The organism is Glycomyces amatae, from assembly GCF_020991375.1.
GTDB lineage: Bacteria > Actinomycetota > Actinomycetes > Mycobacteriales > Micromonosporaceae > Glycomyces > Glycomyces amatae.
The window spans coordinates 25,952-45,861 of the sequence record NZ_JAJLQZ010000031.1 but is presented as its reverse complement, the minus strand read 5'-3'; the positions used below and the strand labels follow the sequence as shown (position 1 = coordinate 45,861).

12 protein-coding genes are annotated in these 19,910 nt (G+C 69.5%); 7 read left to right on the top strand and 5 right to left on the bottom strand.

Annotated features, from left to right (window positions below; genetic code table 11):
- Positions 1-293, top strand: a 293-nt coding sequence (locus tag LO763_RS30310; protein WP_230791043.1) for a hypothetical protein, incomplete at its 5' end; no start/stop codon positions are given.
- Between the two features lie 948 nt (positions 294-1,241).
- Here LO763_RS30310 and LO763_RS26580 read toward each other — a convergent pair.
- From LO763_RS26580 to LO763_RS26570, 3 genes are all read right to left on the bottom strand, one after another.
- Positions 1,242-2,906, bottom strand: a complete 1,665-nt coding sequence (locus LO763_RS26580; protein WP_230791041.1) for an NUDIX hydrolase — start codon at positions 2,904-2,906, stop codon at positions 1,242-1,244.
- A gap of 862 nt (positions 2,907-3,768) precedes the next feature.
- Positions 3,769-4,953, bottom strand: coding sequence for an ATP-grasp domain-containing protein (locus LO763_RS26575; protein ID WP_230791039.1), 1,185 nt, complete (start codon positions 4,951-4,953; stop codon positions 3,769-3,771).
- Positions 4,954-5,471: 518 nt separating this feature from the next.
- Positions 5,472-5,855 carry a hypothetical protein gene (locus LO763_RS26570; RefSeq protein WP_230791038.1) on the bottom strand — a complete coding sequence of 128 codons (384 nt, stop codon included), beginning with the start codon at positions 5,853-5,855 and terminating at the stop codon, positions 5,472-5,474.
- Between the two features lie 6 nt (positions 5,856-5,861).
- Between LO763_RS26570 and LO763_RS26565 the strand changes: the two genes are divergently transcribed.
- The 4 genes from LO763_RS26565 to LO763_RS26550 are packed head-to-tail and all read left to right on the top strand — an operon-like array spanning position 5,862 to position 16,891.
- Positions 5,862-6,728, top strand: a complete 867-nt coding sequence (locus tag LO763_RS26565) for an ATP-grasp domain-containing protein (protein WP_230791037.1) — start codon at positions 5,862-5,864, stop codon at positions 6,726-6,728.
- Positions 6,725-10,378 (top strand): non-ribosomal peptide synthetase, encoded by a 3,654-nt coding sequence (locus LO763_RS26560; RefSeq protein WP_230791035.1) that lies wholly within the window; start codon positions 6,725-6,727, stop codon positions 10,376-10,378. Before LO763_RS26565 ends, LO763_RS26560 begins: the two co-directional genes overlap by 4 nt.
- A 35-nt stretch (positions 10,379-10,413) precedes the next feature.
- The gene (locus LO763_RS26555; RefSeq protein WP_230791032.1) at positions 10,414-15,603 is read left to right on the top strand and encodes a non-ribosomal peptide synthetase; all 5,190 of its coding nucleotides are present in this window, start codon (positions 10,414-10,416) and stop codon (positions 15,601-15,603) included.
- A 7-nt stretch (positions 15,604-15,610) separates the two neighbouring features.
- A complete protein-coding gene (locus LO763_RS26550; protein ID WP_230791030.1) occupies positions 15,611-16,891 on the top strand; it encodes an MFS transporter in 1,281 nt (426 codons plus the stop codon).
- On the opposite strand, the gene LO763_RS26545 is transcribed toward LO763_RS26550, so the two are convergent.
- Positions 16,888-17,400, bottom strand: coding sequence for a cysteine hydrolase family protein (locus LO763_RS26545; protein WP_230791028.1), 513 nt, complete (start codon positions 17,398-17,400; stop codon positions 16,888-16,890). The genes LO763_RS26550 and LO763_RS26545 overlap by 4 nt on opposite strands.
- Positions 17,401-17,625: 225 nt before the next feature.
- On the opposite strand from LO763_RS26545, the gene LO763_RS26540 reads away from it, so the two are divergent.
- On the top strand, positions 17,626-18,360 hold the full coding sequence (locus tag LO763_RS26540; protein ID WP_230791021.1) for a 4'-phosphopantetheinyl transferase family protein: 735 nt from the start codon (positions 17,626-17,628) through the stop codon (positions 18,358-18,360).
- A gap of 206 nt (positions 18,361-18,566) precedes the next feature.
- Here LO763_RS26540 and LO763_RS26535 read toward each other — a convergent pair whose 3' ends face one another.
- Positions 18,567-18,977 (bottom strand): hypothetical protein, encoded by a 411-nt coding sequence (locus LO763_RS26535; protein WP_230791020.1) that lies wholly within the window; start codon positions 18,975-18,977, stop codon positions 18,567-18,569.
- 233 nt (positions 18,978-19,210) lie between these two features.
- Here LO763_RS26535 and LO763_RS26530 point away from each other — a divergent pair, with 233 nt between their 5' ends.
- Positions 19,211-19,870 (top strand): HNH endonuclease family protein, encoded by a 660-nt coding sequence (locus LO763_RS26530; protein ID WP_230791019.1) that lies wholly within the window; start codon positions 19,211-19,213, stop codon positions 19,868-19,870.
- The last annotated feature ends 40 nt before the right edge of the window (positions 19,871-19,910 follow it).

Below are 19,910 nucleotides of genomic sequence, written 5' to 3'. Positions count from 1 at the left end.
TTGATAGCGCGGGTGATGGTGGAGCGGTCGATATCGAACCAGCAAGCCAGCCCGTCGCGGGTGACCGCGTGCAGCAGGCTTACCAGTGTGACCAGGAGCCGATCGATGAAGACCAGGCGGTGCTTTGCGCCGCCGCCGATCGCTCTGCTCCGTGGCCGGGAGAGACCAGGCGGTCGGTTGATTCACTTCCGATCTCGGCTGCAATCGCGGCGATCACTCCGGGCGCTAGCCCGACTATTCGCCGGCCGCCAACGATCGCCTCACGCACACCGGTCCCCACCATGAACCCATAATCCATGCCGAAGTCCTTGTGCGCCAACCGTAACTATGCACGAGGTCATTAGACAGCGACCAGAACGCACGTCTCAATCAGTGGCCGGAGCGCCCCGCCGGGACGGGCGGCCAGTCCCGGTAAAGCCACCATCACGGCAACAACCTTTCAGCCACACCCAACCCGGCCGGGCTATCTATAAACCTAGGACAGCCTTTAGTCATCGCTCAAACCCATAAGATCCCCACCACATCAGAGAAGGAGTCGTTTAGAGAGCCCTCTTGGATCCAGACCATTGCATATTCGCGCCATGTCCTCAGGGTAATCAAATCGCAGGATCCAAGTAATTGCTTTGGCCCGCAGGAGAAAGTGCAAGCATTGCGAGTCAAACACCAGCTTAGCTCCTTCAGCCCTCAGATGATCGATATCCTTCAACATAGATTGAAGATCAATAAATGGCAGCGTTGATGATACCGAAAGCCGAGGGTCTCCGGACGGATGCTTGAAAATGAATGCAAACTGAGCCTTCGAGTAGAATGCTGCCGCACTCCAAAGGGCATCAGTACTCTTAAAATCAGGTGTTGGTTTGACTACCGCCACGCTGCATTCGGCAGGTAGAACCGTAAGGTCTGCAGGATGGTCTACTATTACGGCGTTTGAAACGCCATTCGTGACTAGCCATCGATATATGAGTTGCGATTGCGCATTGATGACATTTCTGCTGACAGAGTCGACGTCAATCGAATCAAGCCCTAGGCGCCGAGCGAGATCCGCAAGTAAATACACCCCGGCACCGCTGGGTACAAGCACGAAACGTTTTGAGGTGTGTAGACTGCGTACACAACGGAGAATTCTCAAGAACAAGCGAGAATCAATGCCGAAAGTCCGGTATTCATGAGAAACATAAAGCTCATTCTCACCGATGACGGTAGTCGATCCGCGCCCCGGGAATCGGACGCAGACAGTATGCCTATCCATGTACTTTCACTCTTTCCATAAGAATCTCAAACGCAGGAGTTTTTTGACGAATTCGATTCAACAAATTCTCATCGACCCAACGGTATTCCTGCAGTTCCGATGCTTCCAGCTGAATCGAAGGCGCTTCGGACAGATCTAGGGCGTAAAGAAACCAGGTGTGAAGCGTGATTCCGTGTCGGCACGGCTGACCTTCATTGATCTCTCCTGAATAGATCAATTTCATGTTATTAGCCTCGATTCCGACTTCCTCCTTTAGCTCTCGAAGGGCGGCCATGCACGCAGACTCCCCCCACTCGCAATGACCTCCTGGGACGCTCCACTTCCCTCGGTTCGGCATTTTTGCCTTCTTAACGACTAGAATTTTGCCTCCGCTACGGACGATCACGCCAGCGGAAATGTGGGTTCTCTGGTTGTCTACGGAAAGAACTACGTTCCGATCGGATTCCTTGGAGCCCGCCGGTCGTACAAATGTTTTATACTGGCTGGGTGTGATACGACTTGACGTTGTTGTCATTGCCTCTAGCCCTTCCGCGAAGATGTCGAAGGCCAATTGTATGAGCTGGCGAGACCCCTCTTCGGGAAATAGACCAAAGATTTGGTGTCGCCATTCCGACATCTTAGACATAATTTCTGGAGTAGCCAACATCCAGCGAGCCAACTCCACGACTGCGCGTTCGCAGAGGTCGTCGACAAGTTCCTTGCTGACATAACGTGTGGAGTTGTCACTAATCCAAGTCTCAAGGTGACCATCAATAGTTGCTATCAAGGAACTCTCAGTGATCTCATACCCGAAGCGGTACAGATTGTCAGCATAATTGAGACGCCCAGGGAAGAGCTGGAGGTAGCCCGACTTTCGAAGAAGCCGGACCTTAACACCAGGATGTGATTTAGAAAGAGCAATGGTGGTTAGAGAAATATCAGAGTTTGTCATTCGATTCCAAGTTTGCTTTATGCCGATGATTGTCCGAATCGTCCTTCGTACTACGTCCACATCTCGATCAGCTAGCTGTTGCCCCTTCGGTATGACGTCAGAGGGGACTGTGCCTTCTATCGCCTGGGAGTTTAGTGCTAGATCCGAGATGAACAACGGTGAGAGGTGCGCAATTGTGAGTGATTGTAGAGTTCGACTCGTTCGCTCTAGAATCGCCCGTGAAAAATCGGAAATTTGCGAGGTAGTGCTGATCTTAAAGAGATGATCGTTTTCAGTCTGCTGGAGCCGATTTTCCAAGCGAGCGTCTGCCTCGGAGTAGCGCGAGGTCACCCTAAATCTCAGCATGCTCCTATCTTCGATCTCAGATGTAACAGAAGCGAGTTGGTCTTTCGGTATGAAAGTGGACAGAGCATGCATAAGGATTACACGTCGATAGCCTTCATCCTCGGATGCACGATCAGCAAGGTGAGTTAGTGCCGCTGCATCGAAGCCCGTAATCTTGATTCGATGACCATAATACTGATAAGCTAGCACGAATATTCCGCATTCAGCGGCAGGAAATTCTGCCTGGGTCGACCAACCATATTTTTTGAGATGCGCAAGGAGCGGTAGTTCCTGAAAATTTTGATTGAGCTCAGGGGAGTCCAAAGGAAGATTCAGCATTATTTTATTCGTGCAATCTTCGAAAAATCTTCTCCACCGACGATTGCGTCGTGCGATTCTCATGGCTCCATTTGTAATTCCTCCTAGCGTCAAAGCCGCAAGTATGCCTTGAAGGAAGCTTCCGGTATAGCTTGAGGTGAATGCTCTAGCAAGATCAGAGACAACCGCGGCTATCTGCAGCACTGCAATCACAGAGAGGGCAAAGATGGAGGTCCGGTGAGCGCTTATGGTGTTTCGGGTTGTACGCCATGGGGATGTCATACGACAAGTTCTCCATCAAGAAGGGTCACGGTGAGAATACATGCATGAAGGTGCATCAGTATATCAGCTTCTGGCGGCTTCCAGCAGGGTATTTTGATCTGAAAGTGACCCTCTTAGACAACTGGTCTTTGTGGGACAATTGAGATTTCCGACTTAATACCCAAGAGAAAATAGCTAGTGATTTTCCGATCAGCTATAGTTCCGACTCAACTAGCCTGTCGCACCGTGGCCGTGATCGATTGAAGCGCCACGGACGCACTCCCACTGAGCAGGCGTTCAGATCGGCAGGGCTAACCATTACATCCCTCGATTTTCGAGGAGACGCTGGGCCGTGGGGTCGGGCCTCGAAAGACCCCCGATTAGGTGTACAAGTAGATACACAGTTCAGAAGCCTCGGCCTTGCCGGGGCTTCAGTGCTTTCAGGGGCCGGTGGCGCTCTGTTTTCGGATGCGGAGACCGCCTCGCCGAGCGGGCGGTTCTGATGCTCGGCGGTGTCGCGGCGGTAGGCCGTTGCGGAGCCGCCGGTGCCCCCTTACTGGGGCTGCTCGTAGAAGGGCACTCCACGGTCGTCCAGACGACGGGGACGGCGGTCAGTGCGGTGGTGCCGCCCCTCGTGATCGGCTTGCCCGTGCAGCGAGGCGCGTCCGGCTCCGCAGCCCTCTCGTCATTCCGGGGTCGTCCTGATGCGCAGGAGGTCCTCGGCGGTCTTCTCGGCCCTGGCGAGGGATTCGAGGTCGTCGGCCCGGAGGAGGACGGCGGCCACCCGGTCCCTGGAGGAGCGGCAGGGGCCCACGCGGTCCCCCGGGGCGACGTCGATCTGGAGGTCGGCGACTTCGGGGAGGCGTCTGGTGGCGGGGACGCCCTCGATGCGGGCGACGACGCCGGGTTCGGCGGTCGGGAAACGGACGGCGGCGGCGCCGGAGCGGGTCTTGCGGACGTCGGGTTCGTCGCCGAGGGCCACCGCGACGGCCGCGGCGAAGAGGTCGGTGCCGTGGGCGAGCGCGTGGAGCTCGAAGATGTGGTCGCCGGGGGTGCGGACGGCGACCTCCATGAGGTGCGGGCCGGTGTCCTCCAGGCGGAACTCGAGGTGCATCAGGCCGTCGCGCATGCCCATCGCTCGGGCGACGGCCGCGGCGAGGTGCTCGGCCGGGCCGGGGTCCTCGAGGCCGGCGGGGACGGTGTGGCCGAGTTCGACGTAGTAGGGGGGCGCGGTGGTGGTCTTGCGGGTCGGTTCGGCGAAGAGGATCTCGCCTCGGCGGACGACGCACTCGAGGCTGTACTCGGGGCCGGTGAGGTACTGCTCGACCAGGAACGGGCCTTCGGTGCGCCAGTCCCGGAGCTCGGTCTCGTCGGCGACCAGGCGCACGCCCCGGCTGCCGGTGCCGTCGGCGGGTTTGGCGATCACCGGGTAGCGGGGGGCGGCCCATGCCGCGGCGACGTCGAGGTCCGGCGGCGCGATCGAGGCCGGCTGCGGGATGCCGTGGCGGGCGAAGAGGCTGCGCTGGAGCGCCTTGTCCTGCGAGACCGCCGCGGCGCGCAGGCCGGGGCCGGGGAGGCCGAGTTCGTCGGCGATGAGGGCGGCGGCCGTGACGTGCGGCTCGCCGAACGCGACGACGCCGTGGACGGAACCTGCCGCGAGGACCTCGGCCAGGCCTGAGTACCATGCGGCCGTAGAGGTGCCGACGACCGGATACCCGATCTGGTCGTCGTCGAGGTAGCCGCGCGCCTTCGCGAACGCGAGGGACGAGGGCCGGTCGAGCACCGCCAGGTCGATCCCCAGTTCGCGGGCGGCCTTGGCGTAGGGCCGGCCGACCCGGCCCATGCCGATGAGCAGCAGACGTCGTCTCATCGGCGCCGTTCTCCTTGCGGCAGTGGGTGTTCGCGCATGGGTTCGGACTCCTCTCGTCGAGCCGTCTGACGGAAGCTACCGCATTTTCGGGGCCGGGGCGATGCCCTGCCGCCGCCGGACACTTCCGCATATCGGGTCATATATCGAGATATGCCATGGTGGATAATGTTCGCTTTTCCGGCTTGCGGCCTCTGATATTTCTTTGCACTCGATGGCCACTCGAGTAATTCCAGTCCTTTCTTCTGATATCGCGGCCCTTGCTTTTCCAAGATCATTTTCGATGGCCTCGTATATCATTTCGTTATCATTTGTATATCCCACTGTTATATACTTGTACCTAGGGTAGTTGACTGTTGCGCTACCGTTATCTAGTCGGATCACAAGATCCACTTTGCACCCACCTCGAAACCACACCCTCCCAGCCGACACCTGCTGACCTTTTTTAGGGCGTGCCGTCGCAACGACCGCCGCCCTGGACTGGCCATTGGGCTGCCCTCTTGTCTCCCAAAGGCGTTCCTCTAATGAAACAACAACTCGTGGTCGTCTACGACGTCGGCGCCGCCGGCCCCGTGGACATAGCCACTGCTGCTCATGACACCTGCGACATCGTATTCGTATGCGATCCCTCGAATGCGCACGTCGCTCGACACCTCGACCAGCTCCACCAATCCGGGACCGTCATCGCCATAGCGGATCCGAGCGCCGACGACATACGGAAAGTCGTGCGCGCACTCGGCGCGGACGGCCTCACGACGTTCAGCGAGTTCCAGCTCGAATTGACGGCGAAAGCCGCAGACCAGTGCGGACTCCGCTTTCACGATAGCGCGACCGCAATGCTGCTCACCGATAAGTCGGCGCAGCGGAACGCATTGCGCCGCGCCGGAGTCGACGCCACTCGCCATGCCGCTGTGGACTCCCCCGACGACCTGGAGTCCGCGGTCCGCGACGTCGGGCTTCCCGCCGTGCTCAAACCCAGGAAAGGCGCCGCCAGCGCTGAGACACACCTGATCCGCACCGTCGCGGAGGCCGAGCGGGCCCTGCGGAGCGCCGGCGGCCGGTTCACCCTGGAGGAACTGCTCCGGGGCGATCCGGACGCGGCCGGCCCGGCGTGGGGCGACTTCGTGTCCGTCGAGTCCGTGGTGGTCGACGGCGAGGTCGCGGCCTCGTACGTGACCGGGAAGCTCCCGCTCGCGCCGCCGTTCCGAGAGACCGGGCAGTTCGCCCCGTCGACGCTGCCGGCGCCCGTGCGGGACCGGGTCGCGGCCTGCGCCGAGGCCGCGGTCCTGGCACTGGGCGTGCGCTGGGGCGCGGTCCACACCGAGGTGAAGCTGACCCCCGAGGGGCCGCGGATCGTCGAGGTGAACGGGCGGCTCGGCGGCTACGTCGGCGACGTCCACCTGCGCGCCGGCGGCCCCGACCTGCTGCGCGACGCGATCGCGGCGGCGCTCGGCCTGCCGGTCGCGACGCGGGCCCCGGCGTACGGGCGGGTGGCCTTCCGGCACTACCTGGCCGCGCCGCCGTACCGGGCGCTGCTCGAGCGCCTCGACGGGATCGATGAGCTGCTCCAGGTCCCGGGCGTGACCCATGTGGACCTGCGGGCCGCGCCGGGACGGGTCCTGGACTGGCGCAAGGGGACCCAGGAATGCCTCGCCGTGGTCTACGGCACCGCCCCCGACCACCGCGCGCTCGCGCGGACGATCCGCCGGATCGCCGCGACCGCGCGCCCCCGCTACGTGTCGGCAGAACGAGAGCTGAGTGAGGAGATCCGATCATGAGCACCGATTACGACAGCGCTGACCACGACAGCGCCGGTTACAACAGCGACGACCTCGACCGGGCGCTGGCCCTCCACGGCGAGTGCGGGCCCGGCGGCTGCGCACCGGTCCGCGAGCGCCTGACGCTGCGCCTGGACGCGCCCGGGTTCGACGCGCTCCTGGTGACGGCGGCGGCGCTGCTGGGGGCCAGGTACAGCGGCCGCAGCGCGTTCGCGGTCGCCGTGACCGGAGCGGACGGCGCTGCGCGGACGGTCGGCGGCGAGTTCCCCGCGGACGCGCCGATCGGCGACTGCGCCGTGCGCGAGCAGGAGGCCGACGCCGAGACCTGCGCGCTCGGCGTGGACCTGCTCGGCGAGACCGCGCATCCGGGCGGGCGCGGGCTCGTGTTCGGCGGCGCCGCCGCGGGTCCGGAGCTGACGCTGACCGCGGTCGGGCACTCGCACGGCGACGACCCCGGGTGGACCGCCCGGGCGCTCGGGCACCTCGCGCAGGTGCTCCGGGCCCTGGTCGAGGCCCCCGGCACCGCCGTCGGGGCGCTGGAGATCCTCACTCCCGAAGAGCGGCAGAGGATCGCGGGCTTCAACCCGCCGCCCACGGACTACCCGCGCGACGCGACGCTCATCGAGCTGTTCAAGGCGCGGGTCGCCGCGGGGCCGGAGCGGCTCGCGGTGGTGCGGGACGACGAGGCGCTGTCCTACGCGGAACTGGACGAGCGCTCGGACGCGTTGGCGCGCACGCTCATGCGCCACGGCGTCGCGGTCGGGGACCATGTGGCGCTGCTGGCGGACAAGGTCCCGCAGATGGTCGTGGCGACCCTCGCGATCCTCAAGTGCGGGGCGGCCTACGTGCCGGTGGACCCCGCCTACCCGGCGGACCGGCGGGCGTTCCTGCTGGAGGACTGCGCCGTCTCGGTGCTGGTCACCGCCGGGGTCGAGGCCCCCGACGCCCACGGCGCCACCGTGGTCGACGCCGCCGGGCCCCACGGGGACGGCGGGCCGGTGCCGGTGCCGCGGGTCCTGCCGGGCGACACCGCGTACGTCATCTACACCTCCGGGTCCACCGGGAACCCCAAGGGCGTGGTGGTCCCCCACCGCGGCGTGGTCCGGCTGGCGACCAGCTGCGACTACCTGGACCTGTCGCCCCGGACGCGGCTGCTCCAGACGTGCGCGATCGTCTTCGACGTCACCACCATGGAGCTGTGGGGCCCGCTGCTGAACGGCGGGTCGATCGCGCTGGTGCCGGACGAGACGCTGCTCGACGCGGCCGCGCTCGGCGAGCGGATCGCGGCGCACCGGATCACCACGATGTGGCTGACGGCGCCGCTCCTGCACCTCCTGGTCGACCAGGACCCCGCGATCTTCGCGCCGCTGCGGCAGGTCATCGCGGGCGGCGACGTGCTCTCGGGGCCGCACATCGCGGCGCTCATGGCCGCCTGCCCGGATCTGGAGGTGGTCAACGGCTACGGCCCCACCGAGAACACCACGTTCTCGACCGCGCACCGGATCGCGGCGGCGCCCGAGGGCAGGGTGCCGATCGGCCGGGCGGTCCCGAACTCGACCGCGTACGTGCTCGACGCCCGGCTCCGGCCGCAGCCGGTCGGGCTGCCCGGCGAGCTGCACGTGGGCGGGGACGGCGTCGCGGACGGGTACCGGAACCGGCCGGAGCTGACCGCGGGCGTCTTCGGCGAGGACCCGTTCGCGCCGGGCGGGCGCCGCTACGCCACGGGCGACCTCGTGCGGTGGCTCCCCGACGGCACCCTCGACTTCCTCGGCAGGGTGGACAACCAGGTGAAGATCCGGGGCTTCCGGATCGAGCCGGGCGAGGTCGAGCAGCACCTCAACGCGCTCGACGGCGTGCGCCAGTCGGCGGTGCTGGTGCGGACGCGCCAGGGCGAGAAGTACCTGTGCGCGCACTACACCGCCGACCGCGAGCTCTCGGCCGAGGAGCTCCGCGAGGCGCTGGGCCGGACCCTGCCGGACTACATGGTCCCTGCGGTGTTCACCGCGCTGGACGCCATGCCGCTCAACCGGAGCGGGAAGATCGACCGGGCCGCGCTGCGCCGCCTCGAACCGGAGGCCCCGGACGCGGAGGCGGTCGACGGCGGCGAAGGGGACGCCGTCGAGCGCGCGGTCGCGGCGATGTGGCGCGAGGCCCTGGGCACCGCGGTCGGCCTGGACGACGACCTGTTCGGGCTCGGCGTCTCGTCGCTGACCACCGCGGTCGTGGCCGGGCGGATCCACCGCGAGCTCGGGGTGCGCCTCCCCGCCCCGAAGCTCCTCGCCCATCCCACGCCCCGCCGGATCGCGGCGCTGGTCCGCGGCGCCGGGGCGGGCGCCGACGGGCTGCCGCCGGTGGTCCGGGCGCCCGAGCGGGCGGTCTACCCCGTCTCGGCCCAGCAGCGGCGCGTCATCGCGGAGCAGTTCAAGGACGAGGCCGCGACCCACTACAACCTCCCGGTGCGGATCCGGCTCCCCGAACCGGTCGACCACGGGCGGCTGGAGGCGGCCCTGCGGGCGCTCGCCGCCCGCCACGAGGCGCTGCGGACCGGGTTCGTGCAGATGGGGAGCGAGACGTACCAGCGCGTCCACGAGGAGGTGGACGTCGCCGTGGCGGTCCTGGAGGACGCCGAGTCGTGGCGGCCCCGGCCGTTCGACCTGTCGGCGCCGCCGCTGCTGCGGGCGGCCCGCTCGGCGGACGGGCGCCTCGTGGTCCTCGACTTCCACCACAGCGCGGTCGACGGCCGCTCCCTGGAGCTGCTGCTCGACGACCTCGACCGGCTCTACCGCGGCGAGGCGCCGCCCGCCCCGCCGCTGCGGTACCGCGACTACGCGGTGTGGCAGCAGGGCGAGGGCGGCGCGGCCGTGCGGGAGCGGCAGGAGGCGTTCTGGCTGCGGGCCTTCGCGGAGCCGCCCGCGCCGCTCGAACTGCCCACCGACCGGCCCCGGGGCCCGGTGCGCGAGTACGACGGCGCCAGGATCGGCTTCGAGCTCGGCGCCGCCCGCACCGCGGGCCTGCGGGAGCTGGCGAAGCGCGAGGGCGCGACCCTCTTCCACGCCCTGGCGGCGGCGTACTTCGTGTTCCTGCACCGCATCACGGGTCAGACCGACCTCACGGCGGGGCTGCCGGTGGACGGGCGCGGCGTCGGCGACGTCGAGGACGTGGCCGGGATGTTCGCGAACACGCTGTGCCTGCGCGCCGCCGTGCGGCCGGGGCTGTCGTTCACGGCGCTGCTGCGGGAGGTCCGCGAGGACGTGATCGCGGCGTTCACCAACGCGGACTACCAGTTCGACGAGCTGGTGGCGAAGACCGGCGGCGAGCGCGACTTCAGCCGCAACCCGCTGTTCGACACGATGCTGGCCTACGGCGAGGCCGCGGGCGCGGGGCGGCCGTGCCTGGGCGGGACCGCCCGGCAGGACGACTCCGCCAGCGCCGCGAGCATGTTCGACCTCAACCTCCAGTTCGCGGGCACCGGGAACCTGACCGCGACCTGGGCGTACAACTCGCGGCTGTTCCACGAGCGGACCGCGAAGTCCTTCGTGGACACCCTGTTGGAGACCGTGGACGCGGTGCTGGCGGACCCCGAGGCGCCCGCCGCGGCCGCGCCCGAGACCGACGGGGCCGCCGCGCGCGGCGCCGTCTTCGACTTCTGACCCCCCTGCACTCGCACCCTGAAAGGGATTCTCTGGTGAAAACACTGGGACAGCTGAAGATCGAGGCGGCCCGCCGCCCGTACGCGACCGCCTTCTGGAGCAGGCGGTTCCCGACCGGATGGGAGAAGACCGGCTTCCGCGCCGAGCGCGGCGACGGCACCGGGCGCGGCGCCGTCGAGCTCCGGATCGCGGACGCGACCGCCGCGGCGCTCGACCGGTTCGGCCGGGGCGACGCGACCGCGCTCCACTCGCTGCTCACGGCCGCGGTGGCGGCCCTGCTGCACCGGTACGGGGGCGCGGGGACCGTCACCGTCGGGCAGCCGCTCCCGGTCGACCGCGACCGGGCCGCCGAACCGCTCGCGACCGCGGTGCCCGTCCAGGTCGACGTGGACGCCGGGGCGTCGCTGCGGACCCTGACGCCCGCGGCGTCGACGGCGATCGCCGAGGCCGAGAAGTACCACGACTACCCGTTCGAGGTCCTCGCCGACCACCTCGGCCTGGACCGGGCCGAGGGCGCGAACCCGTTCTTCGACGTCGGCGTGCGGCTCGAGGGGCTGCACGAGGCGTTCGCGGCGCCGCCGCCCGTCGTGTTCGCGTTCGCGGGCGACGCGGCGGGGCTGCGGCTGCGCCTGGAGCACGACCGGGCGGTGCGCGGCGCGGACGCGGCCGCGCGGCTGGCCGCGCACTTCGCGCTGCTGCTCGACGGCATGTGCGCCGAACCCGAACGGGCCCTTGCGGAGGTCTCGCTGCTCGGCGGGGACGACCGGCGGCTCCTGGAGGCGGTCAACGACACCGGCCGGGACCTGGACGACTCGGTGCGGTTCCACGAGATGTTCGCGCGCCGGGCGGCCGAGGCGCCGGACGCGGTCGCGGTCCGCTGCGGCGGCGGGTCGCACACGTACGCGGAGCTGGACGAGGCCGCGAACCGCCTGGCGTGGACGCTGCGCGAGCGCGGCGTCGGGCGCGACTCGGTCGTCGCGGTGATGGCCGACCGGTCCTTCGCGATGATGGCCGCGGTCCTCGCCGTGCTCAAGGCCGGGGGCGCGTACCTGCCGGTCGACCCGGGCCACCCGGCCGCGCGGATCGCGTACGTCCTGGGCGACTCGCAGGCCGCGCTGGTGTGCGCGCAGCGGGCCCACCTCGGGAAGGTCCCGGAGGGGACCGCCGCGGTGGACCTCGACGACCCCGCGTCCTGGGACGCCAGGCGCGAGGCGCCCGAACCGGTCGGGGACGCCTCCGACCTCATGTACGTCATCTACACCTCCGGTTCCACCGGGAACCCGAAGGGCGCGGCGGTCGAGCACCGGGCGGCGCTCAACCGGATCGCGTGGATGCAGCACGCCTACCCGATCGGGGCGTCGGACGCGATCCTCCAGAAGACCCCGATCGCGTTCGACGTGTCGGTGTGGGAGCTGTTCTGGTGGATGCGCGAGGGCGCCGCCGTGTCGCTCCTCGGGCCCGGCGACGCCGGGAACCCGGAGGCGATCATCGCCGCGGTCGAGTCGACCGGGGTGACGACGATGCACTTCGTGCCGTCGATGCTCGCGGTGTTCCTGGAGTACGTCGCGTCCGCGGGCGCGGCGGGTCGGCTCGCGGGGCTGCGGCAGGTGTTCGCGAGCGGCGAGGCGCTGAGCCCGGCCCTGGTGCGGGAGTTCCACCGGCTGCTGGCCCCGAACGGGACCCGCCTGGTGAACCTCTACGGCCCCACCGAGGCCACGGTGGACGTCTCGCACTTCCCGTGCGACGACCCCGACCCCGAGATCGTGCCGATCGGGCGGCCGATCGAGAACCTGCGGCTCCACGTGGTGGACGAGCGGCTGCGCCCGCTCCCGCCCGGGATCCCCGGCGAGCTGTGCATCGCCGGCGCCGGCCTGGCCCGCGGCTACCTGCACCGGCCGGAGCTGACCGCCGAGCGGTTCGTGGAGGACCCGTTCCCCGGGGAGGAGCGCGTGTACCGCACCGGCGACCTCGCGCAGTGGCTCCCCGACGGGAGCATCGCCTACCTGGGGCGCATCGACCACCAGGTGAAGGTCCGCGGCTACCGGATCGAGCTCGGCGAGATCGAGGCGGCCCTCGCGGAGCACCCCGGGGTGCGGGAGGCCGCGGCGGTCGTGCGGGTCGCCGGAGACGGGCAGGTGCTCCACGGGTACGTCACCGGCGACGCCGCCGAGGCGGACCTGGGCGCGCACCTGCGCGAGCGGCTCCCCGAGTACATGGTGCCCGCGAGGATCGCCGTGCTCGACGCGATGCCGCTGTCGCCCAACGGGAAGCTCGACCGGAAGGCGCTGCCGGAGCTCAAGCGGGGCGGCGGGTCCGCGGGCCCCTCCGAGCCGCGGGACGGCACCGAGCGGCTGCTGGCCGGGATCTGGTGCGAGGCGCTCGGGCTCGAACGGGTCGGCGTGCGGGACAACTTCTTCTCGGTGGGCGGCGACTCGATCCACTTCGTGGTGGTGCTCGCCAAGGCCCGCCGGGCGGGCCTGAACTTCACGTTCCAGGAGTTCTTCGCGCACCCCACCATCGCCGAGCTCGCCGCGTACCTCGGGGAGCGGACCGGCGAGGCGGTCGACACGGGGGCGGACGAGCTCGCGCCGTTCGCGCTCGTGGCCGAGGAGGACCGGGCGCGGCTGCCGGAGGACGCCGAGGACGCCTATCCGCTGTCGATGCTCCAGGCGGGCCTGATCTTCCAGAGCGAGATGATCCGCGGCACCGCCGAGTACCACGACATCATCACCTACCTCATCCAGGCGCCGTTCGACGAGGAGCGGTTCGCGCGGGCCGTGGCGCTCGCGGTGGAGCGCAACCCGATGCTGCGCACCACCTACCACCTGGACGGCTTCCGCGACTACCTCCAGGTGGTGCACCGCAGCGCGCCGCTGCCGCTCGAGGTCGCGGACCAGCGCGGCATGGACACAGCGGAGCAGCAGGCCTGGTTCGAGGAGTGGAGCGCCGCCGAGAAGGCCCGCGAGTTCGACTGGGAGCGGCCCGGGAGCCTCCTCAAGCTGCACGTCCAGGTCCTCGGGCCGGAGCTGTACCGCTACAACATCAGCCTCCACAACTCCTGTGTGGATGGATGGAGCATCAACCGGGTCCACGCCGAGGTCTTCGACATCTACCACCGGCTGCGCGCCGGGGAGGAGGTCGGGCCGGACTCGGGCGCGAACCACCAGCGCGACTACGTGGGCCTCGAGCTGCGGTCCCTCGCGTCGACGGAGGACCGCGGGTTCTGGGCCGAGCGGCTGCGGGAGCACCCGTTCACCGAGGTCCCCTCGCTCGCGGCGCCCGACGCCCCGAACGAGGTGGTGCTCAGCCACTTCGACATCCCGCTGGAGCTGTCGGACGCGATCAGGGCGCTCGCCGACGACCTCGCCGTGCCGGTGAAGAACGTGCTCATGGCCGCGCACCTGCGGGTCATGGCCGTCATCAGCGGCGACGACCGCGCGGCCACCGGCTACGAGCACTCGGGGCGGCCCGAGGCGGCCGGGGCCGAGCGCGCCATCGGGATGTTCCTCAACACCGTCCCGTTCCGGGTCGACCAGGGGCCCGGCTCGTGGGCCGACCTCGTGGGGGCGGTGTACCGGGCCGAGACCGACCTGCTCCCCCACCGGCGCTACCCGATGGCGAAGATGAAGCAGGACCTGGGGACCCAGCGGACCCTGTTCGAGTCCACGTTCAACTTCACCCACTTCTACCTGCTCAAGGAGTTGAAGCGGCTGCCCGAGTTCGACCTGCTCAACGTGCTCGTGCAGGCCGAGACCGAGTTCCCGCTGCGCTGCGAGGTCTCGCGGCACTTCTTCCACGACAACGTGCGCCTGAGCCTGCACTACCACTCCGGCCGCATCAGCGCGGAGCAGATCAGGCGCATCGGCGGCTACTACGTGCGCGCCCTGGAGCTCATGACGGCGGACCCGGGCGGCGAGTACACGGCCCTGTCGCTCCTCGACGAGGCGGAGCGCTCGCTCGTCGAGGAGGCGTACCCGCGCGGGAGCGCGGCCCTGGAGCGGTTCGGCGGCGCCGTGCGGGTCCTCGACGCGCACGGGATGCCCGCGCCGGTCGGGACCCCCGGGCGGGTCGTCGTGCTCGACGACGAGTCGTACGAGGGCGCCTTCCGGGACACCGGCGAGCGCGGAAGATGGACGCCCGCAGGGGAACTGGAGGTCCTCGACGAGGCGGCCGCGGTGGAGGAGGCGGTCGCGGAGGGGTTCGCGCCGCCGGCGGGCGACGCCGAGCGCCGCGTCGCCGCGGTCTGGGAGAAGGTCCTCGGCATCCCGGCCGAGGAGATCGGCCGCGCCGACGACTTCTTCGAGCTCGGCGGGAACTCGCTCACCGCGATGCGCGTGACCATGGGCCTCGGCGGGGCGGCGAGCCTCATCGACGTCATGGAGCACCCGCGGCTGCTCGACCTCGCAGCGCTCCTCGACGCGGGCCCCGCCGCCGAGGAGGGGGTCCTGCGGCGGCTCACGGCCGCGGAGGGGCCGCCGTCCGCGACGCTCGTGTGCTTCCCGTACGCCGCCGGCCACCCGTCGAACTTCCTGGACCTGGCCGGAGCGGTCCGGGCGGCCGCGCCCGGCGTCGCCGTGCACGCCGTCGAGTTCCCCGGCCACGACCCGCGGTTCCCCGGCGAGGCGCTCACGACCATCGCGGAGACGGGCCGGCTCGTCGCCGACGACATCGCCGCCCGCGTCGAGGGCCCGGTGATCCTGTGGGGCCACTGCTTCGGCGCGGCCGCCGCCGTCGAGACCTGCCGGCTGCTCGAGGAGCGCGGGGCCGACGTGCGCCGCCTCTACCTGGGCGCCAAGCTCCTCAACCCGGTCGGGTACCTGCGGGAGGCCATCGAGGTCGCCGAGGGCCTCACCGACGACGAGATCATCGCCTGGCTCATCGAGCGCACCGGCTTCACCGAGGCCGACGGGCTCGAACCGGACCAGCGCGACTTCATCTGCCGCATGTTCCAGCACGACAGCGCCTCGGGGCACCGCTACTTCATCGACGCCCAGGAGCGCCCCGAGCCGGTGCGCCTGCGCACCCCGGTCACGTTCGTGGGCACCGCGGACGACCGGCTCGTCGCCGGCTACCGCGAGTCCCACCGCGACTGGACCCAGATCGCCGCCGACGTCAGCCTGCGCGAACTCGACGGCGGCGGCCACTACTTCGCGCGCACCCGCGCGCGCGACGTCGCCGCCTTCATCGCCGCCGACCACCGTTCAACCGACACCTCCAGGAGGTAAGACCCCCGTGAGAGAACTCATCTCAGTCCTGAAGAACCGCGACTACCGTCTATTGTGGTCCGGTTCGGTCGTCAGCCTCATCGGCGACGGCGCGACCTGGACCGCGCTGGCCTGGCTGGCCATCACCATCGGCAACGCGGGCTCGGTCGCCGTCATGGCCGTCTGCTACACGCTGCCGATCATCCTCGGCGGCACCGTGATCGGCCCGCTCATGGACCGCCTCTCGCGGCGGTTCCTGCTCATCGCCGACTCGGTGCTGCGGGCCCTCGTGGTGGGCATCGTCCCGATCATCGCGTTCACCGGCAACCTCGAGCTGTGGCACCTGTACCTGGCGGCGGGCGTCTACGGCCTGCTGAAGATCGTGCCGCTCGCGGTGGTCCCCACGCTCGTCCCCGAGCTGGTCGAGAAGCGGGCGCTGCACTCGGCGACCGCCCTCGAGTCGATCGCCTACGGCGCGGCGGGCATCGCCGGCCCGGCCATCGGCGGCGTGCTCATCGGGATCTTCGACGCGCCGACGGTGCTCGTCCTCGACGCCCTGACCTACCTCGTGTTCGCCGCCTGCGTCATGGCGATCAAGTCCCCGCTGGCCGCGCCCGAGGGCAACACCAGCATGAGCCTCAAGCAGAGCTTCGGGTGGAAGCCGGTGTTCGCGCTGTTCAAACGCGACGACGTCCTGGTGTGGACCACCGTCAGCTTCGCGCTGTTCAACGCCACCGTGGGCATGATCCGCGTGGTCATACCGTGGCTCGTGGTCGAGCAGCTCCACGCGGGGGCCGGGACGCTCGGCGTGGTGCTCGGCATCGCCAACAGCGGGGCGCTCATCGGCGCGTTCCTGTCCGGCGTCGTCAAACCCACCGACCGGCAGATGCTGCGCGTGGGCGTGCTCCAGCTGATCGGCGGCCTGGGCCTGCTGTTCATGTTCGGGCCGCAGGTGTGGATGATCCTGCTGGGCCTCATGATCCTCGAGTTCGTGTCCACGCCGATGACCGTCTCGGCGCAGGTGCTGCGCCTGGCGCGCATCCCGGCCGACATCCGCGGCCGCACGATGACGTTCATGCGGACGCTGCTCCAGTCCACCTCGCCGGCGGGTTCGGCGCTGGCCGGCCCGATGCTGCTGGCGGGCCTGTTCGCGCCGCTGCTGCTCATCGCGACGCTGTCGACGGCGGCCCCGGCCGCGTTCGTGGCCTGGAAGTACCGCCGCCGCTCCTTCGCGGACGAGCTGGGGCTCAACGACCCCGAGCCGGAGCCCGAGCAGCGGGAGGAGGCGAAGGCCGCCGCGTCGTCCTAAGCCCATTCGACGTCGTCGGAGGCGCACACCGTGCCGATGGAGGGGAACACCAGCTCCTCGGCGAAGGTGTGCGCCTCGGCGCTGAACGCGGCCATGGCGTCGGTCGGCAGCACCACCCGGTAGCCGTGGTCGGCGGCGGTGCGGGCGGTCGACTCCACGCCGAACGTGGTCACCAGGCCCGCGACCGCCACGGTCTCGATGCCGCGCGCGGTGAGGAGGGCGTGGAGGCCGGTCTCGTGGAAGCCGCTCCAGGCGCGCTTGACGACCACCGGTTCGTCCTCGCGCGGCGCGCACGCCTCGTCGAGGCCGCTGCCGGGCGGCTGCTCGTCCACGTTCGGCCGCTCGACTCGGACCCAGACCACCAGGGCCCCCGCTTTGCGGGCGCCGTCGGCGAGGGCGAGGCACCGGTCGCGGACTTCGGCGCCGGTGCGGGGGCTCGTGTCCAGGGCGATGATGCGCGGCATGAGGTCGATGAGGACCAGTGCGCCGCTTCGGGAGTCGATCTGCATCACCCCATCGTGCCCTAGCGGATCCTGGTCGCGGCCGCAGCTCGCCCCCGCGCGGCGGAGCCGGTCGCGAGCGTCGGGCCGGGCCTCGCGGCCGTCGAGGGCGCAGGCGCGTCGGGCCGCCGCCGTCCGGAAACCCGTGTCGGCCTCGGATCATCTTCACGCGACGCCGCACCTGGCGGGCGCGACCGGCGCTCGGGCCGACGCCTCCCGATGAGAGGAGTTCACTTGTCTACTGCGGATCACCACGATCGGCTGCGTCTCAGCGCGACCGGCGGCAGGACGGTCCCGGTGCGGTTCGACGGCGCGGCACCGCCGGGCCTGGTCCGGCCCGCGCCCGGGGACTTCGCGGTGTTCGCGGCGGACCGGGCCTGCCGGGTCGACCCTGCGGTGCTGAGCGGGGACGAGGCGGAGCGGGCGGCCGGGTTCCTCCGTGCGGCGGACCGGGAGCGGTACACCGTCGCCCACGTCATGCTGCGGCTGCTGCTGGCCGCGTACCTCGGCGGCGACCCGGCCTCGCTCCAGCTGTTCGCCGAGGCGTGCCCGCTGTGCGGCGGACCGCACGGCCGACCGGCCGTGGCCGGTGAGCCGCGGCTGCACTTCTCGCTCTCGCACGGTGGCGCGTTCGCCTTGGCGGCGTTCGCGTCCGAGCCGGTCGGCGTCGACGTGGAGCCGGTGCCGGAGGACGCGGCGGTCCGGGACCTGCTCGGGTGCCTGGACGCGGCCGAGCGCCGCGAGTTCGACGCGCTCCCGCCGCGCGAGCGGCGCTCGGCGTTCGCGCGGGCGTGGGTGCGCAAGGAGGCGCGGCTCAAGGCGCTCGGCACCGGGCTCGCGCTCGATCCGGCTTCAGTGCACGCCGGGCTCGGGCCCGGACCGGGCCCCGGTGTCGCGGACGTGGCGATGCCGCACGGGCATGCGGCGGCGGTGGCGTTCACCGGCCGCCGGCCCTCCTCGCCGCGGTGAAGGACGGTCGCGGGCCGCATGGTGCGGCCCGGTCACGGGCGGGTTCCGGCCGCAACGGACCGCGCCGGCAGAGGCGAAGCGCCAGGTGCGGCGCCGCGAGGGTCGCGTCGAGCGAAGGCGCCGCCGTTCGCCTCAGGCGCACAGGAGGCGGCCGCAGCGGGTCGGTCCCGGGAGGCGGCCCGGAGCCGACCGCGTCGGCGCCCGGGTCAGGACTGCGGCGCGATGGACGCCGCCACCGTGCGGACCTGTTCGGCGCCTTGGCGGTCGAACGGGTCGCGGACCTCGACGGCCAGGGACGGCGCCAGGAACCGGGCGACCTCGCGCTCGGAGGCGAGGCCGTCCTCGCCGAACGGCTCGGCCTTCCAGTCGTCGCCGCGCTCGTGGTACTCGGCCAGGAAGTCCCGCAGGGCGTCCAGGTCCTCGAGCGCCCCGCCGCGCATCACCTGGACCTGGAGGTCGACCCTCCAGACGCCCGGTTCCACCTCGGACTCCCAGACGCGCTGGACGAAGGCGACCCCGCCCCATTCGAACTCGAAGTCCGAGGCCGCGCCCAGCCGGTCGGGCAGGCGGCCGATGGCGAGGCCGTCGAGGAGGGTTTCAGCACCACTGATGGTCATGTCCAGATTGTACCCAGTTGCCATGCTTGACAACCGCCGCTCCACGGGGCGAGTTGTCCGCATTTCAACGGTTGCGTAAGTTTGCAATGTCTTATACGTAAAAGATGGCCTTCGACCCTTGCGTCGAGCCGACATCCCATGATTCGATGATTCCGATCGGCAGGCGCATTCGCGCCCATCGATCCGCTGGTCCCCCTGAAACCGCAGCGATCCCTTCCCCCACAGGAGCCTCCATGCAAGCAGCCAAGCGCGCCGCGAACCGCGCCGTCGCACTCCTCGCGGCGGCCGCGCTCGCGGTCATCACGGTCCTCGTCCTCGATTCGGCCCCGGCCCAAGCGGTCCGGCCCCCGGGCATCCCCTCGACCTCCACGGCCTACGGCGAACTGGCCGCGCTCACCGTCGCCGCCGAGTCCCACGGCTCGTCCTACGACCGCGACCTCTTCCCGCACTGGTCGAGCGTCGGCGGCGGCTGCACCGCCCGCCAGTACGTGCTCAGCCGCGACGGGAGCGACGTGGAGACCGGCTCGGACTGCCAGCCGGACTCGGGCTCGTGGCAGTCCGACTTCGACGGCGTCTGGACCTCGACGGTCTCCAACGCCACCATCGACCACGTCGTGGCGCTCTCGGAGGCCTGGGCCTCCGGCGCGTGGGCCTGGTCCACCGCCGAGCGCGAGGACTTCGCCAACGACATCGACTCGCCGCAGCTGTGGATCGCCACCACCTCGGCGAACAGCTCCAAGAGCGACCACGACCCGGCCGAGTGGATGCCCTCCAACGCCTCGGTGCGCTGCGACTACGTCAAGGCCTGGATCCACGTCAAGTACCTCTACGACCTGAGCGCGGACGCCGCCGAGGCCGGCGCGCTGGAGTCGCACCTCGACGCCTACTGCTGAGCGGACGCGAGCGGCGGCCGCCCCGGTCCGGGGCGGCCGC

Excerpts from the sequence above, each read along its gene's own strand:
- LO763_RS26530 (WP_230791019.1), top strand. The coding sequence starts at position 19,211 with ATGCAAGCAGCCAAGCGCGCCGCGAACCGCGCCGTCGCACTCCTCGCG.
- LO763_RS26575 (WP_230791039.1), bottom strand. The coding sequence starts at position 4,953 with ATGAGACGACGTCTGCTGCTCATCGGCATGGGCCGGGTCGGCCGGCCC.
- LO763_RS26570 (WP_230791038.1), bottom strand. The coding sequence starts at position 5,855 with ATGGCGAGTGGCGTCGACTCCGGCGCGGCGCAATGCGTTCCGCTGCGC.
- LO763_RS26560 (WP_230791035.1), top strand. The coding sequence starts at position 6,725 with ATGAGCACCGATTACGACAGCGCTGACCACGACAGCGCCGGTTACAAC.
- LO763_RS26535 (WP_230791020.1), bottom strand. The coding sequence starts at position 18,977 with ATGACCATCAGTGGTGCTGAAACCCTCCTCGACGGCCTCGCCATCGGC.
- LO763_RS26545 (WP_230791028.1), bottom strand. The coding sequence starts at position 17,400 with ATGCAGATCGACTCCCGAAGCGGCGCACTGGTCCTCATCGACCTCATG.
- LO763_RS26580 (WP_230791041.1), bottom strand. The coding sequence starts at position 2,906 with ATGAGAATCGCACGACGCAATCGTCGGTGGAGAAGATTTTTCGAAGAT.